Genomic DNA, 16,241 nt, shown 5'->3' with positions numbered 1-16,241 from the left:
ATATCTCTCAGTCATCGACTATCTCAATGATTGAGAGATATTACTCTGGGGGGATGCACACCGCAGACACCGGCCCGGACCGAGGCATGAGCGACGACCCCACCGGGCTCCAGTCCTTCGCGGTGCTGCTGCGCCGGATGAACAGCGAATTCAACCGCATCACGCACGAGTTCGCGCAGGCCCAGGGGCTGCACGCCACGGACGTCCAGGCCCTGATCGCCATCCTGGACGCGGAGCGGGGCGGCGCCGAGGGCGCGATGACGCCCGGCCGGCTGCGGGACCAGCTGGATCTGACCTCGGGCGCGGTGACGGCGTGTCTGGACCGGCTGGAGCGTGCGGGGCACATCCGCCGGGTCCGGGACACCGGGGACCGGCGGGTGGTGCATCTGCACTACGCGGCGCCGGCCAAGCGCGTCGCGCGCGACTTCTTCCAGCCGCTGGCGGCCGGCACCGACGCGGCCCGACGCCAGTTCGACGAGGACGAACTGCGTGTCGTGGTGCGCTTCCTGGAGGCGATGAACGACGAGCTCACGCTGTTGCGCGGGGCCGGGCGCCGCCCGTAGCGGACGGCGCCCGGCCCGGCTCACAGGGCCCGCAGTCCGTTGATCACCTCGCGCAGGATGCGTTCGTCGGGGAGCTGGGCCGGGGGCACCGGACGGCTGACCGTCACATAGCCGGACTCCAGCAGGTCGCCGAGGAGGACCCGGACGACACCGACGGGCAGATCGGCGTCCGCCGCGAGTTCCGCGACGGACTGCGTCTCGGTGCGGCACAGCTCCAGCAGCGTGTGGTGCTCGGGGCCGAGCAGCGCGTCCTCGCCGCGGCCGGACGCCGTGTCGTCGTACGTGACGAGCGCGATCAGATCGAAGTGCGCGGCACCCGGCCCCGGGTCGGTGCGTCCTCCGGTCATGGCGTACGGCCGGACCAGCGGGCCGGCCTCGGCGTCGTACCACTGGCTGCCCGGCAGCTCGTACGGGTCGGTGTCCGTCGTGGACATGGTGCTCACCCTCTCCTCAGCCGGTCGCCGTGGGGTGGGTGGCGAACCGGGCCGGGGTGCGCAGATGCTCGCCGACGCGTTTGACCAGACGGGCCATCTCGTAGGCGACCAGACCGATGTCGGCGAAGGCGGTACTGAGCACGGCGAGGCACGAGCCCTCCCCCGCCGCGGCGACGAACAGGAAGCCGTCGTCCATCTCGACCATCGTCTGGCGCACGTCGCCGGCCCCGAAGTGGCGCCCGGCGCCCTTGGCGAGGCTGTGGAAGCCGGAGGCGACCGCCGCGAGGTGATCGGCGTCCTCGCGGCTCAGGGCACTGGAGGCGCCGACCGCCAGTCCGTCGCCGGAGAGCACGACCGCGTGCCGGACCTCGCCGACACGGGTCACCAGATCGTCCAGCAGCCAGTCGAGTTCGCCGGATCGGCGGGGCACCCCGGTCCTCTCGTTCGCGATCATGCGGGGTCTCCTTCGCTGAGCGGGCGTGGTGCGGGGACACGGGGAGCGGGCTCCGGGGCGCCGGGGGCGGAGCCGCCGCCGCGCAACCAGCCGGCGCGGTAGGCGGACATCCGGTCCCTGACCTCTTCGGGGGTGCGCGGGGCGGGGTCGGCGGCCGGTGCGGCGGGCGACGGTTCGGGGCTGGGCCGCTCGCGCAGTTGCGGGGCGAGACTCGCCTGCCTGACCCGGCGGGGCAGGTCGCCCTCGTCCCCGTCCGTGCCCGGGGACGGCGCCGGGGCGGGCCTCTCCGCCCGGTGCTCGGTCCGGCGCGGACGCAGGGAGGTGACCTGGGCGGTGGGTCCGGTTCCGCTGTCCAGGGCCGGTACGGCGACGGGGGCGGGGAACGCCGTGGTGCGGGGCCGGGCAGCCCGGGGGGCCGGTCCGAGGGCGGCGCGGTCGGGTTCCGCACGCCGGGGCGCCGGGTCCGGTGCGGGCGCGGGTGGTTCCTCGCCCGGCGGGAGCGCGCTCTGCAGGAGGTCCGTCGGCAGCAGGACCACCGCGGTCGTGCCACCGTAGGCGGAGGTGCGCAGCTGGACCCTGATGCGGTGGCGGACGGCGAGCCGGCTCACGACGAAGAGCCCGAGCCGGTCGCTGTCGAAGAGGTCGAGGGCCTCGGCCTGCTCGATGCGGCGGTTGGCCTCGCCGAGCAGTTCGGGGCCCATGCCCAGGCCCCGGTCCTCGATCTCCAGGGCGTAGCCGTTGCCCACGGGCTCGCCGGTGATGCGCACCTTGGTGTGCGGGGGCGAGAACTGGGCGGCGTTCTCGACCAGTTCCGCCAGCAGATGGGTGAGGTCGGCCACGGCGGCACCCTTGACCGCGCCGTCGGGGAGCCGGCTCACCTCGACCCGTGCGTAGTCCTCGATCTCGGAGACGGCCGCACGGACGACGTCGGTGAGGGAGACCGGCATCCGCCAGGCCCGGCCGGGCGCGGCGCCGGACAGGATGATCAGGCTCTCGGCGTGGCGGCGCATGCGGGTGGTGAGGTGGTCGAGGCGGAAGAGGTCGCTCAGCTCGTCCGGGTCGTCGGCGCGTCGCTCCATGCTGTCGAGCAGGTTGAGCTGGCGGTGCACCAGCACCTGGCTGCGGCGGGCGAGGTTGACGAAGACTCCGGAGATCCCGTCGGCGAGTTCGGCGCGTTCGACGGCGGCGCCGAGCGCGGCCCGGTGCACGGTGCCCAGGGCCTCGCCGACCTGGCCGATCTCGTCGTGGGCGGCGGGGCCGGGCGGTGCCTCGGCCCGGATGTCCAGTTCCTCGCCGGCGCGCAGCCTGCGCATGGCCAGCGGGAGCTTGCGCCGCGCGATATCCAGGGCACTGTTGCGGAGGCCGACCAGTTCCACGACGAGGGCCCGCCCGATGCGTACGGAGACCACGAGCGAGGCGGCGACCGCGACGAAGCCGAAGACGACGGCGGCGCCGGAGGGGCTGAACACCGCGTGGGCGAGCGGGTCGGCGCGGTCGGCCGCGCGTTCCCCCGCCCCGGCGGCGATGCCGTTCAGTCCGGTGCGGACCTCGTCGGAGGCGTGCCGCCAGTCGGCGGCGGGCACGGCGCGGGCGGCGGCCCGGCCGGGCTCCGCGGCGAGCACGGCGTCCTCGGCCGCGCCGACGGCGCGGGCGGCGGGCCGGGCGGTGAGCGCGTGCCAGGCGGCCCGTTCGGCGGCGGGCAGATCGGCGCCGGCGGTCGCGATCAGTTCGCGGCGGGTCTCGACGGCCCCGGTGAACAGGCGCAGCGGACGCCCCTCCAGCCGGCCGGTACGGAAGGCGGTGGTGAGCAGCGCGTCCTCGCGGGCCAGCATCTCGTCGGCTCGGGCCAGTTCGAGCAGGACCCGGGCGTCGGAGCCGAGGGCGTCGTCCTGGATGCCGGTGACGGCACCGGACACGGCGAAGGCCGCGGTCACCGCCGAGGTGTAGCGATCGTAGACCGTGTCCACGCCGTCCCGGGTGCCGTCCCCGGCCCGGAGGGCCGCGACGCCGGAGAGGAAGCGGTCGAGTCGCCCGGCCACGCCCCCGGGCAGCTTTCCGGTGTCTGCGACGGTGTGGCCGTCGTCCAAGCGGAGGGCGTCGAGCGCGGTGTCGGTGCGGGCGGCGGCGGACCGGAGGGCCGCGGCGTGGGCGGCGTCCGGGTCGGCCCGCTGGACCATGGCCGCCCCGCGTTCGGCCTGGAGCGCGGCGACCGCCGCGGCCACGGGCGCCCTGACCTCGTCGTCGACCCGCTGCAACTGGCGCAGCCGGGCCACGTCCTGGGCCGTGGACACGGTCGCGAACCCCCACAGTGCGAGCAGCGACACGACCGGCACCATGAGCAGCGAGATGATCTTCGCTCGGACGGTCCGGGGCCGCAGGCGCAGGGCTCCCCGGGGAGCGGGTCCCGGCTCGGGCCGTACGGCGGCGCGTTCCGCGCTCTCGTCGGCCGGAGGTCCGGCATGGGCGCGGCGGCCTCGGGCCGGCGGGGCCGGAGGGGTGCCGGGCCGGGCGTCGGAGGCACCGGTCTCCGGGGTCGTGCGGGATGGGCGCATGGCCTCCTCGTTCCGGGTCGGGTGTGGGTGGTGGGGGCGGGGGGCGAGGGGGTGGGGATCGGGCCGGCCGGTCAGCGTGTTCCGGCGGGGGCGGTTCCCGGGCGGCGGGTGGTGTGCCACGGGGTGGGGGCCGGTTCCGGGGCGGGCGGTGCGCCCGGGGCCGGCTCGGCGCGGCCGGCGCGGGCGTAGGCGGCCCGTTCCGGTGCGGTGGGCGAGAGCGCCACGAACGCGGAGGTGAGGAAGAGGTAGGAGCCGAGGCCGACCGCGAGCGGGAAGATGAACTGCATGGCGGTGGCGCCGGGGAGCGGGTCGGCCGAGGGGGTGACCCGTACGCTCACGGCCAGCATGCCGGTGTAGTGCATGCTGCTGACGGCCGCGCCCATGACGAGCGAGGCAAGGGCGACGGCCCGGTTCGAGCGGATGTTGAGGGCGGCCCAGAGCGCGGCCGTCGCGGCGATGACCGCGATGACGACGGAGAGGACGACGCGCAGCGGGTCGTAGTGGACCGTGCCGTGCAGTCGCAGGGCCGCCATGCCGAGGTAGTGCATGCTGGCGACGCCGAGTCCGGTGGTGAGACCGCCGAGCAGCAGTGCCCTGGTGCGGTCGCGGCTGTAGCCGACGGCGAAGACGCCGCCGCCGACCACGACCATGGCGCCGAGCAGGCTGACGAGGGTGAGCGGCACGTTGTAGCGGATGTCGGTGCCGTAGACGCCGAAGCCGAGCATCGCGACGAAGTGCATCGTCCAGATGCCCGAGCCGATGGCGGAGGCGGCCGTGATCAGCCAGTTGCGCCGGGAGCGTCCGGTCGTGTCGAGGGCGCGCACGGTGCAGCTCAGACCGAGCGCGGCGCCGATGCAGGCCATCGCGTACGACAGCACGGGGGTGAGCCAGCCGAAGCTGGCGTGGTCCAGGTGTCCCATGACTCGGGGACGCTAGTCGCGCCGGGGCGCTCACCCCCGGCGCATTCGAAAGCTGCCGGTATATGACAGAGAGATGCTCCCGAACGATCGCGCCGTGGTCGAACGTGTACACCGCTTCATGACGTTTCGTTCGCGGTGGGGCTGCGCGATCATGTCCGTATGACCGATGACCACACACATGTCCAGGAGTTCTTCGGGGCGCGGGCGGCAGGCTGGGACACCCGTTTCCCCGACGACGGTCCGGCCTTCGCGGCGGCGGTCTCGTCGCTGGGGCTGCGGCCCGGGGACGCCGTGCTGGACGCGGGATGCGGCACGGGGCGGGCCCTGCCCGCGCTGCGGGAGGCGGTCGGACCGGAGGGGACCGTGCTGGGCGCGGACCTCACCCCGGCCATGCTGGAGGCGGCCGTCCGGGCCGGGCGGGACCGGGACGGCCGGCTGGTCCTGGCCGATGTCGCACGGCTGCCCCTGCGTCCGGGCGCGCTGGACGCGGTGTTCGCGGCGGGGCTGATCTCCCATCTGTCGCGGCCGGGGCCGGATCTCGCCGAACTCGCCCGGGTGGTACGGCCGGGCGGGCTGCTGGCGCTGTTCCACCCCGTGGGGCGCGCGGCGCTCGCGGCCCGCCGGGGCCGCCGGATCACCGACGGCGATCTGCGGGCCGAACCGAACCTCCGCCCGCTGCTGGCCCGTTCGGGCTGGCGCCTCGTCTCGTACGCGGACGAGGACGCCCGCTATCTGGCACTGGCCGAGCGCTCCGGCTGAGGCGGGGAGCACCCGCGGGCCGGTCCGCCGGCCGGCGCGTCACGCCGTTTCGGCCTCGGCGTCCCGGAGGTGGCGGACCGGGCAGCCGCCGGTGCCGGGGACCGGGTACGTGCCGAGCGCGGACACCTCGTAGCCGTTCGGATACCCCTTGATCTCGGGGTTCTGCCGGGCGTAGTGCGGGGTGCGGCGCGGCGGGAGGAGCCGGACCGCGCGCGCCCTGAGCCGCAGGGCGCCCCGGGTGACGGCGCGCGCGGCGGGCCCTGGCGCCGGGTAGCGGAAGGCGCGCAGCAGCGCGTCGTCGAGGAGGGCGAGGCTCGCTCCCCGGACGAGGGGCGCGAGCGGGCGCGGATACCAGGAGGCCATCAGCGCCAGGGTCGCGTCCGAGACGGAGCGCGCCCCCTCGTCCCAGCCGAAGTGCGCGGCCTCGTAGCTGTCGAGGGTGTGCTCGAACTCCTCGTACGTGGCCGGCAGGTCCTTGATGCCCATATGGGCGCCGAGGGTCCGGTAGTAGGCCGCGCACGCCCGCAGTTCGTGGTCGGACAGCCGGCGCCAGCCGTACGCGTCCAGCCAGCGCTTCGGGCTGACGACGAAGGTGCAGAGCACATAGCGCATGTCGTCGTTGCTGATGTCGTAGCTGCGGTGCATCCGGTTGATGCGGCGGATGGCGGTGCGTCCCGGATCGCTGTCGAAGCCGTGCTCGACCACGGTGTCCAGAAGCAGCGCGGTGTCGTCGTACCGCTTCTGCGCACGGTCCGTCAGTTCGGCGGTCTCCGCCAGGAGCCGGCCGATCGAGGGCACCGCATAGGTGCGGTACAGGGCGAGTTCCAGGGCGCGGGTGAAGTCCCAGGGGAACTCGTACGTCGCGGTGATCCGGTAGATCTCCAGGAAGTCCCGCTCCGGATCGAGGCGTTGGATCTCCTTCAGCCGGTCGTAGCGCTTCACCGCACCGTCCCCCTCTGTCCAGGTCGAGTGTCCCAGCCTACGTGCGTGGGCAGGACGGTGAGTACGTACGCGCAACCCGAAAGGCGGTACCCATGACCGGCGTGAAGCACCTATGGCGCAGAGCCGTGACCCCGCGGAGAAGCGGCCCGACCACCGCTCCGGCCCGCCGGCAGCACAACCTGTTCGAGGCGGCGGCCACGTATGTGGGGGCCTCGGCGGAGAACGACCAGGACCGGATGGAGGAGGCGAGCGGCTGGGTGTCGCCCGAGGCGCTGTCCTTCGGTGTGAGCGAGCTGGCCTGCCGGGCCGTCGTCGCGCTCGCGCGGGAGCGCGGCGTCACACCGGAGCAGGCCGCCCGGACGCTGCTGGGTCTCGCCGACGAGTGATCCCGGCCCGGCCGCACACCACCGGGAGCGGCGGGACCGGCCTTGTCAGGGCCTCGACGGGCGGGTTACCCACTGGTTAAGGTGCGCCGACGACAACCGTGACGGAAGAGGAGGGTGCGGTGACCGGGACGGACGACGCCGTCGCCGACGACGACGCGCTGTATGTGCTGACCGCGGTCCTGCTGACTCCCGCGCAGTTCCCGAGCGTGCTCGGCGACGACTATCCGGAGGCCTGCGCGGCCCTGGGCCTCGAACCGTACGCGGAGGGGTACGGCCTGGTCATGGGCCAGGACGGCGACGGCGCGCGCTGGACGGTGGTCGTGGACGACGTGTCCCTGGTGGCCGTGGCGATCGCGTCCTGGGACTGCGGGATGGAGTACGACCTGTCGCCGGACGACCGCTCGGTGGTCTGCGCGCTGCCCGGCTGGCCGCTCGCCGTGGCCGTCGCCGCCCCCGGCGTGCCCGCGCCGCACGATCCGGGGCCCGACCCCGGGGTGGAGGGCGAGCCCCTGGCACCGCTCTCCCCGCCGGACACCGACACCTGGGGCCCCGCCCAGCGCCGGCTGGGCGCGGACGCGATCGCGTCGCAGTGGGCGGTCTGGCGGGAGCAGGTCGACGACGAGGACACGGATTCCGGGACCGCCCCGGGCGGGGAGGACGGGGCCGAGGGCGGAGGCGACGGGCGGCCGGACGCCTCCCGGGCCGAGAAGGGCGACGGCGCGGACGCGTCCGCCACCGGCGGCGGGCATCCCGGGGTGCGGCGGGCGCTGGCCGAGGCGGACGCGTACCGGACCAGCCCGCCGCCGCCCGGCCGGGTGCGTTCCTCGTTCGCCCCGGGGGACGCGCGGATGATCCGGGCCGACGGCCCCGGCTGGTCCATGGTCGCCCGGACCGACGACATCGCCTTCCTGCTGCTGGACGAGGTGCCCGGCGAGATCATGACCGTGAAGCGCGGCACGGCGCTGCCCGAGCTGCTCACGGCGCTGGACGCGATGGCCGTGCGGCCGTCCTGACCCCGGCCGCCCCGTACACGCGTGGTGCCCCGGACCGGTGGTCCGGGGCACCTCGCGTGCGGGTGTGTCAGACGCGCTCCAGCGGGCGGTGCGGCTCGGCCGGAAGCCGGACCTCGATCCGGTCGCCGGGCCGGACGACACCGCCGACGGCGACCACGCTCATGATCCCGGCCTTGCGGACGACGGCACCGGTCTCGTCCCGGCCGACGACCCGCTTGAGCAGTCCCGTCCGGAAGTTGTCGATCTGGAGGCACGGGTTGCGCAGCCCGGTGACCTCGACGACGGCCTCGTCGCCGAGGTGGAGACGGGTGCCGACCGGCAGCCCCAGCAGGTCGATGCCCCGGGTGGTGACGTTCTCCCCGAGATCACCGGGGGTGATCTCGTAGCCGGCCTCGCGCAGCTCGTCGAACAGCTCCGCGTGGATGAGGTGGACCTGGCGCAGATTGGGCTGGGTGGGGTCCTGGGCGATCCTGGAGCGGTGTTTCACGGTCACCCCCGCGTGGACGTCCCCCTCCACTCCCAGACCGGTCAGCAGGGTCACGCTGTCCCGGTTGGGCTTGGTGAAGCTGTACGTCTCGTTCCGGCTCACGGCGGTGACGGTGCCACTCACGGTGCGGGTCCCCTTGCTCAGCGGCCTATTTCCTTACGAGTGATCCTACGGAGCCTGCGCCGCTGGCCGGGATCCAGGGCCAGGTAGGCGATCGTGGGGACCCCGACGAGGACCAGCAGGGACAGCCAGAAGCCGATGAACGGCATCAGGACGACCGCGACGACAACTCCTCCGATGGCGATCTTCGCTGTGTTCGACATCGTCCACGCCTCCTCCGCGGCCCGTGGCCGCTTCTGATGGAAGAACGCCTGTGCGTGCTCCACGGTTCCTCATCGGCGGGAAACCCCTGGGCGGGGTGCCCCGCCCGTCCGTCATCGCAGCGGGGCGCCGACCTCGTGCATGTGCTCCAGGGCCTGCCGGTAGGACTCGATGAGCCCGGTCTCCGTGTAGGGCATGCCGAGCGCTTCGCAGTGGGCCCGGACGAGCGGCTGGGCGCGCCTGAGGTGGGGGCGCGGCATGCTCGGGAAGAGGTGGTGCTCGATCTGGTAGTTGAGCCCGCCGAGGAACCAGTCGGTGAGAACCGCGCCCCGGACGTTGCGCGAGGTCAGGACCTGCCGCTGGAGGTGGCCCCAGCGGTCCCCGTGGGGGTCGGGCATCTCCATGCCCTTGTGGTTCGGTGCGAAGGACATCCCGAGGTGCAGGCCGAAGAGGGCGTGGTGCACGAGGGCGAAGACGACGGCCTTGCCCGGGGACAGGACCGTGAACAGCAGGGCGGCGTACAGTCCGAGGTGCGCGGTGAGCAGCAGGGCGGAAAGGGCGCGTTCGCGGACGGGCTGGCGTCGCAGGTACTGGAATCCGGAGACCTTGAGCGCGATGCCTTCGAGCAGCAGCATCGGGAAGAACAGCCGGGCCTGGTTGCGGGTGAGCCAGCGGGCGAACCCCTCGCGCTGGGCCGCCTGTTTCGCGGTCCAGACGAGGGCGCCGACCCCGACGTCCGGGTCCTTGTCCACGTGGTTCGGGTGGGCGTGGTGACGTACGTGCTTGTCGTTCCACCACGCCTCGTTCATCCCGAGCAGCAGATTGGCGTGGAACAGGCCGATGGCGCGGCTCACCCGCCGGTCGCCGGTGATCTGGGCGTGTCCGGCGTCGTGGCCGAAGAAGGCGGTGCGGGACCAGAGGACGGCCAGGGGAAGCGCGAGCGGCAGCGTCCACCAGGTGTCGCCGAGGAGGACGATGCCGGCGAGCACCGCACCCAGGGCCAGCAGGTTGACGGTGATGCCGGCGGCGTACCAGCCGGTGCGCCGCTTGAGGAGACCCTGTTCCCTGACGGTCCGCAGCAGCGGTGCGAAGTCGCTGCCCGCACCCGGGCCGCCGGTGGGGTTCGTGGTGCGCACGGCGCCCTCACGGGGTGGTACGACGGCGATGGTCGCGGCCTGAGGCATGGCGTCTCCGGTCTTCTGGTCCTGGCTGACCTGAAAAAACGTACGATTCGCGGGAGTCGTGGAGCCATGGAGTCACCACCCGGGGTTCCCTGGTGCCAGCCCCCTCGCCCCATACGGGTGCTGGCACCACCGGGGAGACATAGAGGACATTTTCAAGTGATGCAGATCACGCCAGAAGCCCTTCCCCCGCGACCATCGGTGGGCTATCCTCGGCGACCTTCCACTAGTCAAATTTGAGGACTCTGCCATCGCTGTGCACCGCCTCCCCGCAGCATCGCTCTCCGAAATCTCCGCCCTGGCCGGCTGTTCCGTGGTCTTCCTGCCGGCGGATCCCTCCCGTACCGGCCGGGTCGCCTTCTGGTATCCGGACGGCAGCAGTCCGCCGGAGGCGCCGGGCACGGTCGAGGAGCTGACCGTGGCCGGTCCCGACGCGGCGCCCCGGCTCGTACCGGCCCGGATCCTCCCCGTCCGCGACGCCCTCGCCGTCCTCACCCGCGCCCGGACGGCCTCCCACGCCTCGCCCGCCGCGCTGTTCTGGGGGGCGGCCGGGCTGCTCGCCCTTCAGTTCGCGGCGCGCGGACTGCTGCTGCCGGGGCTCAGCGCGACCGACCACGACAGCTGGCGGGCCGGCCCGCTGACGGCCGACGACCAGACCCGGATCCGCTCCCTGGCCGCGTCCATGCCCCCGACCGCGCACGCGGTCCCGGTCGACGCCCTCGCGCAGCCCCTGCTCCTGCCCGAACCGGAGCGGCTCCTGCGGGCGTTCCTCGACGCGGTGGTGGACGGTCTGCCGCGCACCCCGGCGGCCCCGCAGGCCGCGGGCGGACCGGCCTTCGCCGCCGAGGAGCCGCAGCATGTGCCGGGTCAACGGGCCTGGCTCGCCGATGTGGCCGCCGTGCACGACGCGGGTGTCCGCCTCTCCCTGCGCGTCGAGGTGGCGGGCCTCGACCGGGCCGGATCGGAGGCCGACGGCGCGCACGGCCCCTCGTTCCGCGTGGTGCCGCAGATCCATGGCGTCGGCGATCCCACGCTGGTCGCCGACGCGGCCGAGATCTGGGCCGGTTCGGGTCCGGCCGCCGCGGCCTTCGGACCGCGGGCCCGGATGGACGCGCTCCTCATGCTGCGCCGGGCCGCGCGGGCCTGGCCGCCGCTGGCGCCCCTGCTGTCGGCCGCCGTGCCGGACGCCGTGGAGCCCGCGGACGAGGAGATCGCCGGACTGCTCGGCCCGGCGTCGGCCGCGCTCGCCGCCACCGGGGTCCAGGTGCACTGGCCCCGGGAACTCGCCCGCACCCTCACGGCCCGTGCCGTGATCGGGCCGGCGGACGCGGACGCGGACCCGGAGGACGGCGAACGCCGCACCGGGGGACGCGCGTTCCACGCCTCGGACGCCGTACCGCTGCTCTCCTCCGACGCCCTTCTCTCGTTCACCTGGTCGTTCACGCTCGGCGGGCAGCGACTCGGACGCGACGAGCTGGACCGGCTCGCCGAGGCGGGCAGGCCGCTGGTGCGGCTGCGCGACCAGTGGGTGCTCATCGACCCCGAGCAGGCCCGCCGGGCCCGGGAGACCCACGACCGCAAGGTCGCCCCCATCGACGCCCTGGGCGCCGTGCTGACCGGCTCCACGGAGGTCGACGGCCGGCGCGTGGAGGTCTCGGCGACGGGGTGGCTGGAGCGTCTGCGGCAGCGGGTCGCCGACCCCGAGTCCCGGCCCGAGGGCGAGACGGCCGTCGGACAGCCCGCCGCCCTCGTCGCGACCCTGCGCGACTACCAGCTGCGCGGACTGAACTGGCTGCACACGATGACCTCGCTCGGGCTCGGCGGCTGCCTCGCCGACGACATGGGCCTCGGCAAGACCATCACCCTGATCGCCCTGCATCTGCACCGCCGGACCCTGGAGGGCGCGGCCGGACCGACCCTGGTGGTCTGCCCGACCTCGCTCATGGGCAACTGGCAGCGGGAGATCGAGAAGTTCGCCCCGGGCATCCCGGTCCGCCGCTTCCACGGCGGCTCGCGCAGCCTGGAGGAGCTGGCCGACGACGCGTTCGTCCTCACCACGTACGGCACGATGCGGCTCGACGCGCCCCGGCTCTCGGCGGTGCGCTGGGGCATGGTCGTCGCGGACGAGGCACAGCACGTGAAGAACCCGTACTCGGCGACGGCCCGGCAGCTGCGCACCATCGGCGCGCAGGCGCGGGTCGCGCTCACCGGCACGCCCGTGGAGAACAACCTCTCCGAGCTGTGGGCGATCCTCGACTGGACCACCCCGGGCCTGCTGGGCCGGCTCGGCACCTTCCGCACCCGCTACGCGCGGGCCGCGGAGGGCGGGGATCCGGCGGCCGCCGAGCGGCTCGGCGCGCTGGTGCGGCCCTTCCTGCTGCGCCGCCGCAAGTCCGATCCCGGCATCGCGCCGGAGCTGCCGCCGAAGACCGAGACGGACCGGGCGGTGTCGCTCACACCCGAACAGGCGGGGCTGTACGAGGCGGTGGTGCGCGAGACGCTGGCGGCCATCTCCGAGGCGGACGGCATGGCGCGGCGCGGGCTGGTGGTGAAGCTGCTGACGGCGCTCAAGCAGATCTGCAACCACCCCGCGCAGTACCTCAAGGAGGAGGAGCCCCGGATCGCGGACCGCTCGGGCAAGGTCGAGCTACTGGACGAACTGCTCGACACCATGCTCGCGGAGGGCGCTGGTGTGCTGGTCTTCACCCAGTACGTGCAGATGGCGCGGCTGCTGGAGCGGCATCTGACGGCGCGCGGCATCAGCACGCAGTTCCTGCACGGGGGTACGCCGGTGGCGGAGCGCGAGGCGATGGTCAACCGCTTCCAGTCCGGCGGAGCCCCGGTCTTCCTGCTCTCGCTCAAGGCGGCCGGGACGGGTCTCAACCTGACCCGCGCCGGGCATGTGGTGCACTTCGACCGCTGGTGGAACCCGGCCGTCGAGGCGCAGGCCACCGACCGGGCCTACCGCATCGGCCAGACCCAGCCCGTCCAGGTGCACCGGCTGATCGCGGAGGGCACGATCGAGGACCGCATCGCGGACATGCTGGCCCGCAAGCAGGGGCTCGCCGACGCCGTGCTCGGCTCCGGCGAGAGCGCCCTGACCGAGCTGAGCGATGCCGAACTGGCCGATCTGGTCGAGCTGCGAGGGGGCGCACGATGACACACGGATACCCGGAGGACGGATACGAGCCCGATCCGTTCGAGGACGAGGGCTACGACGACGAGGAGTTCGGCGACGGCGAGGACGGCGGGCCCGGCGGCGACGGGACCGGCGGGGCGGCCTCGGGTCCCGAGCGCACCTTCGCCCCGCTGCCGCCCGCCCCGGGCCGCGGCTTCGCGACGTCCTGGTGGGGCGGGGCCTGGCTGAAGGCGCTGGAGGACACGGCGTTGGACAACCAGCAGCTCAAGACGGGCCGCCGGTTCGCCCGCGAGGGCCGGGTCGGCGCGGTGTCCGTGCGGCCCGGCCGGATCACCGCCGTGGTGCGGGACCGGAACACGGGCGGCCACCGCAGCGACGTCCTGCTCCAGGAACTGAGCGCCGAGCAGTGGGACCGCTTCCTGGACATGGCGGTCGACCGGGCCGGGCACATCGCCGCCCTGCTGGACCGGGAGATGCCGCCGCATCTGGTCGAGGACGCGGCGGCGGCCGGGGTGGAGCTGCTGCCGGGGATCGGCGATCTGGATCCGGAGTGCACCTGCGAGGCCTGGGACCACTGTCCGCACACCGCGGCGCTCTGCTACCAGGTGGCCCGGCTGCTGGACCAGGACCCCTTCGTGCTCCTGCTGTTGCGGGGGCGCGGTGAGCGGCGGCTGCTGGACGAGCTCCAGGTGCGGATCGCCGCGCGGGCGGGCGGGCGCTCCGGGCCGGACACCGAAGGGATCCCGGACGCCCGTGAGGAGGCCGGGGACGGAGCGCCCGGTGTGCCGGCGGACGAGGCGTACGCGGACGCGGCGGTCCTGCCGCCGCTCCCGCCGGTGCCGGAGGTTCCCGACGCACCGGGCCCGGCCCCCTCGCTGGACACGGAGACCGACCCCGAACCGGGTGTGGATCCTGCGGCGTTGGAGCTGCTGGCCCGGGACGCCGCGGCCCGCGCGCACCGGATGCTCGTGGAGGCGCTGTCGGCGGGGCACGGACAGCACCCGGTGCCGGAGGCTCCGAGCGCGCGGGAGGACGCGGTGCGGCTGGCGGCCGAGGCCCGGCCGGAGCCGTGGATCGCGGGCCGGCTGGCGACCGGATCCGGCCGGCCGCGCGCCGCCCTGCCGGCGGCGGTGGCTGCCTGGCGGTACGGCGGGCCGGCCGCGCTGGCCGTGCTCGACGAGGAGTGGACGCCGGACGGCCCGGCGCTCATCCGGGCCAGGGCCGGTCTCGCCGGTGCCTGGGACGAGGACGAGGCGCCCCGGCTGCGCGCCGAGCGCAACCGGTGGACCTCGGCGGACGGCACGGTGCAGTTGCGCAACGGGCGGGACGGGCGCTGGTATCCGTTCCGCAAGGAGGGCGGCCGCTGGGTTCCGGCGGGGCCCTCGGACGAGGATCCGGCGGCGGCGTGGGCGGACGCGGCAGCCACCGACGCGGTGGACGTCTGAGCGGAGGGCCGGCGACGGGCGGGGCCGTGCGGTGCGGCCCCCGCCCGTCGTCGCGTTCCGCCCCTGAGTTCAACTGGATGTCACCGGCCGTTGAGGCACGGCGCGGAACCTGACGGGCGAAACGTTCCTTGCCCCTCAGGAGGCCCCATGTCCGCGCGTGTTGTCCGTCGATCCCTGGCCGCCGGGCTGCCGCTCGCCCTGCTCGGCACCGTGTGTGCCGCGGGCACCGCGACCGGCGCGCAGGACCGCCACCACCGCCCCGGCACCACCGCCCGGGTCACGGCGAGCGCCACGCTCGGCGCCGTCCCGCTCGGCGGCTTCAGCAACGCCCTGCTGCCCGGGACGGTCGACGACGACCGCGGGGTCCTGCTCGGCGGCATCGGCAGCGACATCTACCCGGCGGGGCGCACGGGCGAGTACTGGACCGTCACGGACCGGGGCCCCAACGGCCAGATCAAGGTCGGCGGCAGCAAGCGTCGTACCTTCCCGGTGCCCGGGTTCGACCCGGCGATCGTCCGGATCCGGGTGACGGGCGGGCAGGTCGAGGTGGTGCGCTCGATCCCCCTGACCACGCGGTCGGGCGCCCCCGTCACCGGACTGCCGAACCAGTCCGGGCGCGACGAGGCGCCGTACACCTACGACGCGGGCACGCCGCTCCCGTACAACCCGAACGGGCTGGACACCGAGGGGATCGTGCGGGCGGCGGACGGATCGTTCTGGCTGGTGGACGAGTACGGGCCGTCACTCGTGCACGTATCGGAGCGGGGGCGGGTGCTGACCCGCTACGTTCCCGAGGGGCTGGATCTGCGGGGCGCCGACTACCCCGTGGTGGAGGCGCTGCCCGGCATCCTGCTGCACCGGAAGGTCAACCGGGGCTTCGAGGGGCTGGCACTGCTGCCCGGCGGCGATCTGGTGATGGCGGTCCAGAGCCCGCTCTCTCTCCCCGACCAGGACGCGGGCGAGTCCTCGCGCAACATCCGGCTGCTGCGGTTCTCGACGAAGAAGAAGGCCGTCACCGCCGAGTACGCCTACCGCTTCGACCCGGTGGACGTCGTGGACCCGGGCGAGGACGACACCTCGGAGCTGAAGGTCTCGTCCGTCGTCGCGATCGGCCGCGACACCCTGCTCGTCGAGGAGCGCACCGACCGCACGGCACGCCTGCACCGCGTCACGCTGCCGCGCGGCGCCGGGATCCTGGGGTCGCGCTGGGACGCCCCGGCCTCCTCCCCGTCGTACGAGGAGCTGGCGGACCCGGCGGCCTCCGGCGTCCCGGTGCTCCGCAAGAGCCTGGTCGTCGACCTCGGGACGGTGCCGGGCGTGCCCGGCAAGATCGAGGGGGTGGCGGTGACCGGCCGCAGCACCCTGGCCCTCGTCAACGACAACGACTTCGGGATGACGGACGGGGCCGGCGCCTTCGACGCGCACGGGCGGCTGGTCGACTCCGGGATCAGGACGACCGTGACGACCGTCGAACTGCCGCGCCCGCTGGCACACTGACGCTCCGTCGTACTCCTCGGGCCGCCGGGTTCCCCGCCCGGCGGCCCGCTCGCGTCCGCGCGCCCCGTTTTCGCGCCGCGCCGTCTTCCGCCGCCCGCGCCACGCCCGTACGGTGGGCGCGCACACCGCCCGGCCGGACATCGGACGC

Annotated in this window: 15 protein-coding genes; 7 read left to right on the top strand and 8 right to left on the bottom strand. The window is 74.4% G+C overall.

The window, feature by feature from the left end; translation table 11 throughout:
* Positions 1 to 53: 53 nt before the first annotated feature.
* Complete coding sequence (locus tag ACFVDM_RS11105) at positions 54 to 563, top strand: MarR family winged helix-turn-helix transcriptional regulator (protein WP_383636208.1); 510 nt, start codon at positions 54 to 56, stop codon at positions 561 to 563.
* A 20-nt stretch (positions 564 to 583) separates the two neighbouring features.
* Here the strand turns inward: ACFVDM_RS11105 and ACFVDM_RS11100 are convergent, their stop codons facing one another.
* The 4 genes from ACFVDM_RS11100 to ACFVDM_RS11085 form a co-directional block, all read right to left on the bottom strand.
* On the bottom strand, positions 584 to 997 hold the full coding sequence (locus tag ACFVDM_RS11100; RefSeq protein ID WP_383636205.1) for a DUF742 domain-containing protein: 414 nt from the start codon (positions 995 to 997) through the stop codon (positions 584 to 586).
* A gap of 16 nt (positions 998 to 1,013) precedes the next feature.
* Positions 1,014 to 1,451: a roadblock/LC7 domain-containing protein gene (locus ACFVDM_RS11095; protein WP_383636202.1), complete on the bottom strand. Its 438-nt coding sequence runs from the start codon at positions 1,449 to 1,451 to the stop codon at positions 1,014 to 1,016.
* Positions 1,448 to 4,003, bottom strand: coding sequence for a nitrate- and nitrite sensing domain-containing protein (locus ACFVDM_RS11090; protein WP_383636199.1), 2,556 nt, complete (start codon positions 4,001 to 4,003; stop codon positions 1,448 to 1,450). The genes ACFVDM_RS11095 and ACFVDM_RS11090 overlap by 4 nt, the downstream gene beginning before the upstream one ends.
* A 71-nt stretch (positions 4,004 to 4,074) precedes the next feature.
* Entirely contained in the window at positions 4,075 to 4,923 is an 849-nt protein-coding gene (locus ACFVDM_RS11085; RefSeq protein ID WP_383636196.1) for an MHYT domain-containing protein, read from the bottom strand.
* A 159-nt stretch (positions 4,924 to 5,082) separates the two neighbouring features.
* On the opposite strand from ACFVDM_RS11085, the gene ACFVDM_RS11080 reads away from it, so the two are divergent.
* A complete protein-coding gene (locus ACFVDM_RS11080) occupies positions 5,083 to 5,682 on the top strand; it encodes a class I SAM-dependent methyltransferase (RefSeq protein ID WP_383636193.1) in 600 nt (199 codons plus the stop codon).
* 39 nt (positions 5,683 to 5,721) lie between these two features.
* Here the strand turns inward: ACFVDM_RS11080 and ACFVDM_RS11075 are convergent, their stop codons facing one another.
* A complete protein-coding gene (locus ACFVDM_RS11075) occupies positions 5,722 to 6,624 on the bottom strand; it encodes an oxygenase MpaB family protein (RefSeq protein ID WP_383636190.1) in 903 nt (300 codons plus the stop codon).
* Between the two features lie 92 nt (positions 6,625 to 6,716).
* Between ACFVDM_RS11075 and ACFVDM_RS11070 the strand changes: the two genes are divergently transcribed.
* Positions 6,717 to 7,010, top strand: coding sequence for a hypothetical protein (locus tag ACFVDM_RS11070; protein WP_383636187.1), 294 nt, complete (start codon positions 6,717 to 6,719; stop codon positions 7,008 to 7,010).
* Positions 7,011 to 7,129: 119 nt separating this feature from the next.
* Entirely contained in the window at positions 7,130 to 8,023 is an 894-nt protein-coding gene (locus ACFVDM_RS11065; protein ID WP_383636778.1) for a hypothetical protein, read from the top strand.
* 67 nt (positions 8,024 to 8,090) lie between these two features.
* Here ACFVDM_RS11065 and ACFVDM_RS11060 read toward each other — a convergent pair whose 3' ends face one another.
* The 3 genes from ACFVDM_RS11060 to ACFVDM_RS11050 all read right to left on the bottom strand — a co-directional run bounded on the left by ACFVDM_RS11060 (position 8,091) and on the right by ACFVDM_RS11050 (position 10,015).
* A complete protein-coding gene (locus tag ACFVDM_RS11060; protein WP_383636184.1) occupies positions 8,091 to 8,633 on the bottom strand; it encodes an MOSC domain-containing protein in 543 nt (180 codons plus the stop codon).
* Positions 8,634 to 8,650: 17 nt separating this feature from the next.
* Positions 8,651 to 8,833 (bottom strand): hypothetical protein, encoded by a 183-nt coding sequence (locus ACFVDM_RS11055; RefSeq protein ID WP_383636775.1) that lies wholly within the window; start codon positions 8,831 to 8,833, stop codon positions 8,651 to 8,653.
* 111 nt (positions 8,834 to 8,944) lie between these two features.
* On the bottom strand, positions 8,945 to 10,015 hold the full coding sequence (locus ACFVDM_RS11050; RefSeq protein WP_383636181.1) for a fatty acid desaturase family protein: 1,071 nt from the start codon (positions 10,013 to 10,015) through the stop codon (positions 8,945 to 8,947).
* Between the two features lie 253 nt (positions 10,016 to 10,268).
* On the opposite strand from ACFVDM_RS11050, the gene ACFVDM_RS11045 reads away from it, so the two are divergent.
* The 3 genes from ACFVDM_RS11045 to ACFVDM_RS11035 all read left to right on the top strand — a co-directional run bounded on the left by ACFVDM_RS11045 (position 10,269) and on the right by ACFVDM_RS11035 (position 16,093).
* Positions 10,269 to 13,172: a DEAD/DEAH box helicase gene (locus ACFVDM_RS11045; RefSeq protein ID WP_383636178.1), complete on the top strand. Its 2,904-nt coding sequence runs from the start codon at positions 10,269 to 10,271 to the stop codon at positions 13,170 to 13,172.
* Positions 13,169 to 14,596 (top strand): SWF or SNF family helicase, encoded by a 1,428-nt coding sequence (locus ACFVDM_RS11040; RefSeq protein ID WP_383636175.1) that lies wholly within the window; start codon positions 13,169 to 13,171, stop codon positions 14,594 to 14,596. The genes ACFVDM_RS11045 and ACFVDM_RS11040 overlap by 4 nt, the downstream gene beginning before the upstream one ends.
* 147 nt (positions 14,597 to 14,743) lie before the next feature.
* Complete coding sequence (locus tag ACFVDM_RS11035) at positions 14,744 to 16,093, top strand: esterase-like activity of phytase family protein (protein WP_383636172.1); 1,350 nt, start codon at positions 14,744 to 14,746, stop codon at positions 16,091 to 16,093.
* Positions 16,094 to 16,241: the final 148 nt, after the last annotated feature.

It is taken from the genome of Streptomyces sp. NPDC057682 (assembly GCF_042799575.1).
Classification (GTDB): Bacteria; Actinomycetota; Actinomycetes; order Streptomycetales; family Streptomycetaceae; genus Streptomyces.
The sequence above is the reverse complement of the archived record's forward strand: the minus strand, read 5'-3'. Positions and strand labels throughout refer to the sequence as shown.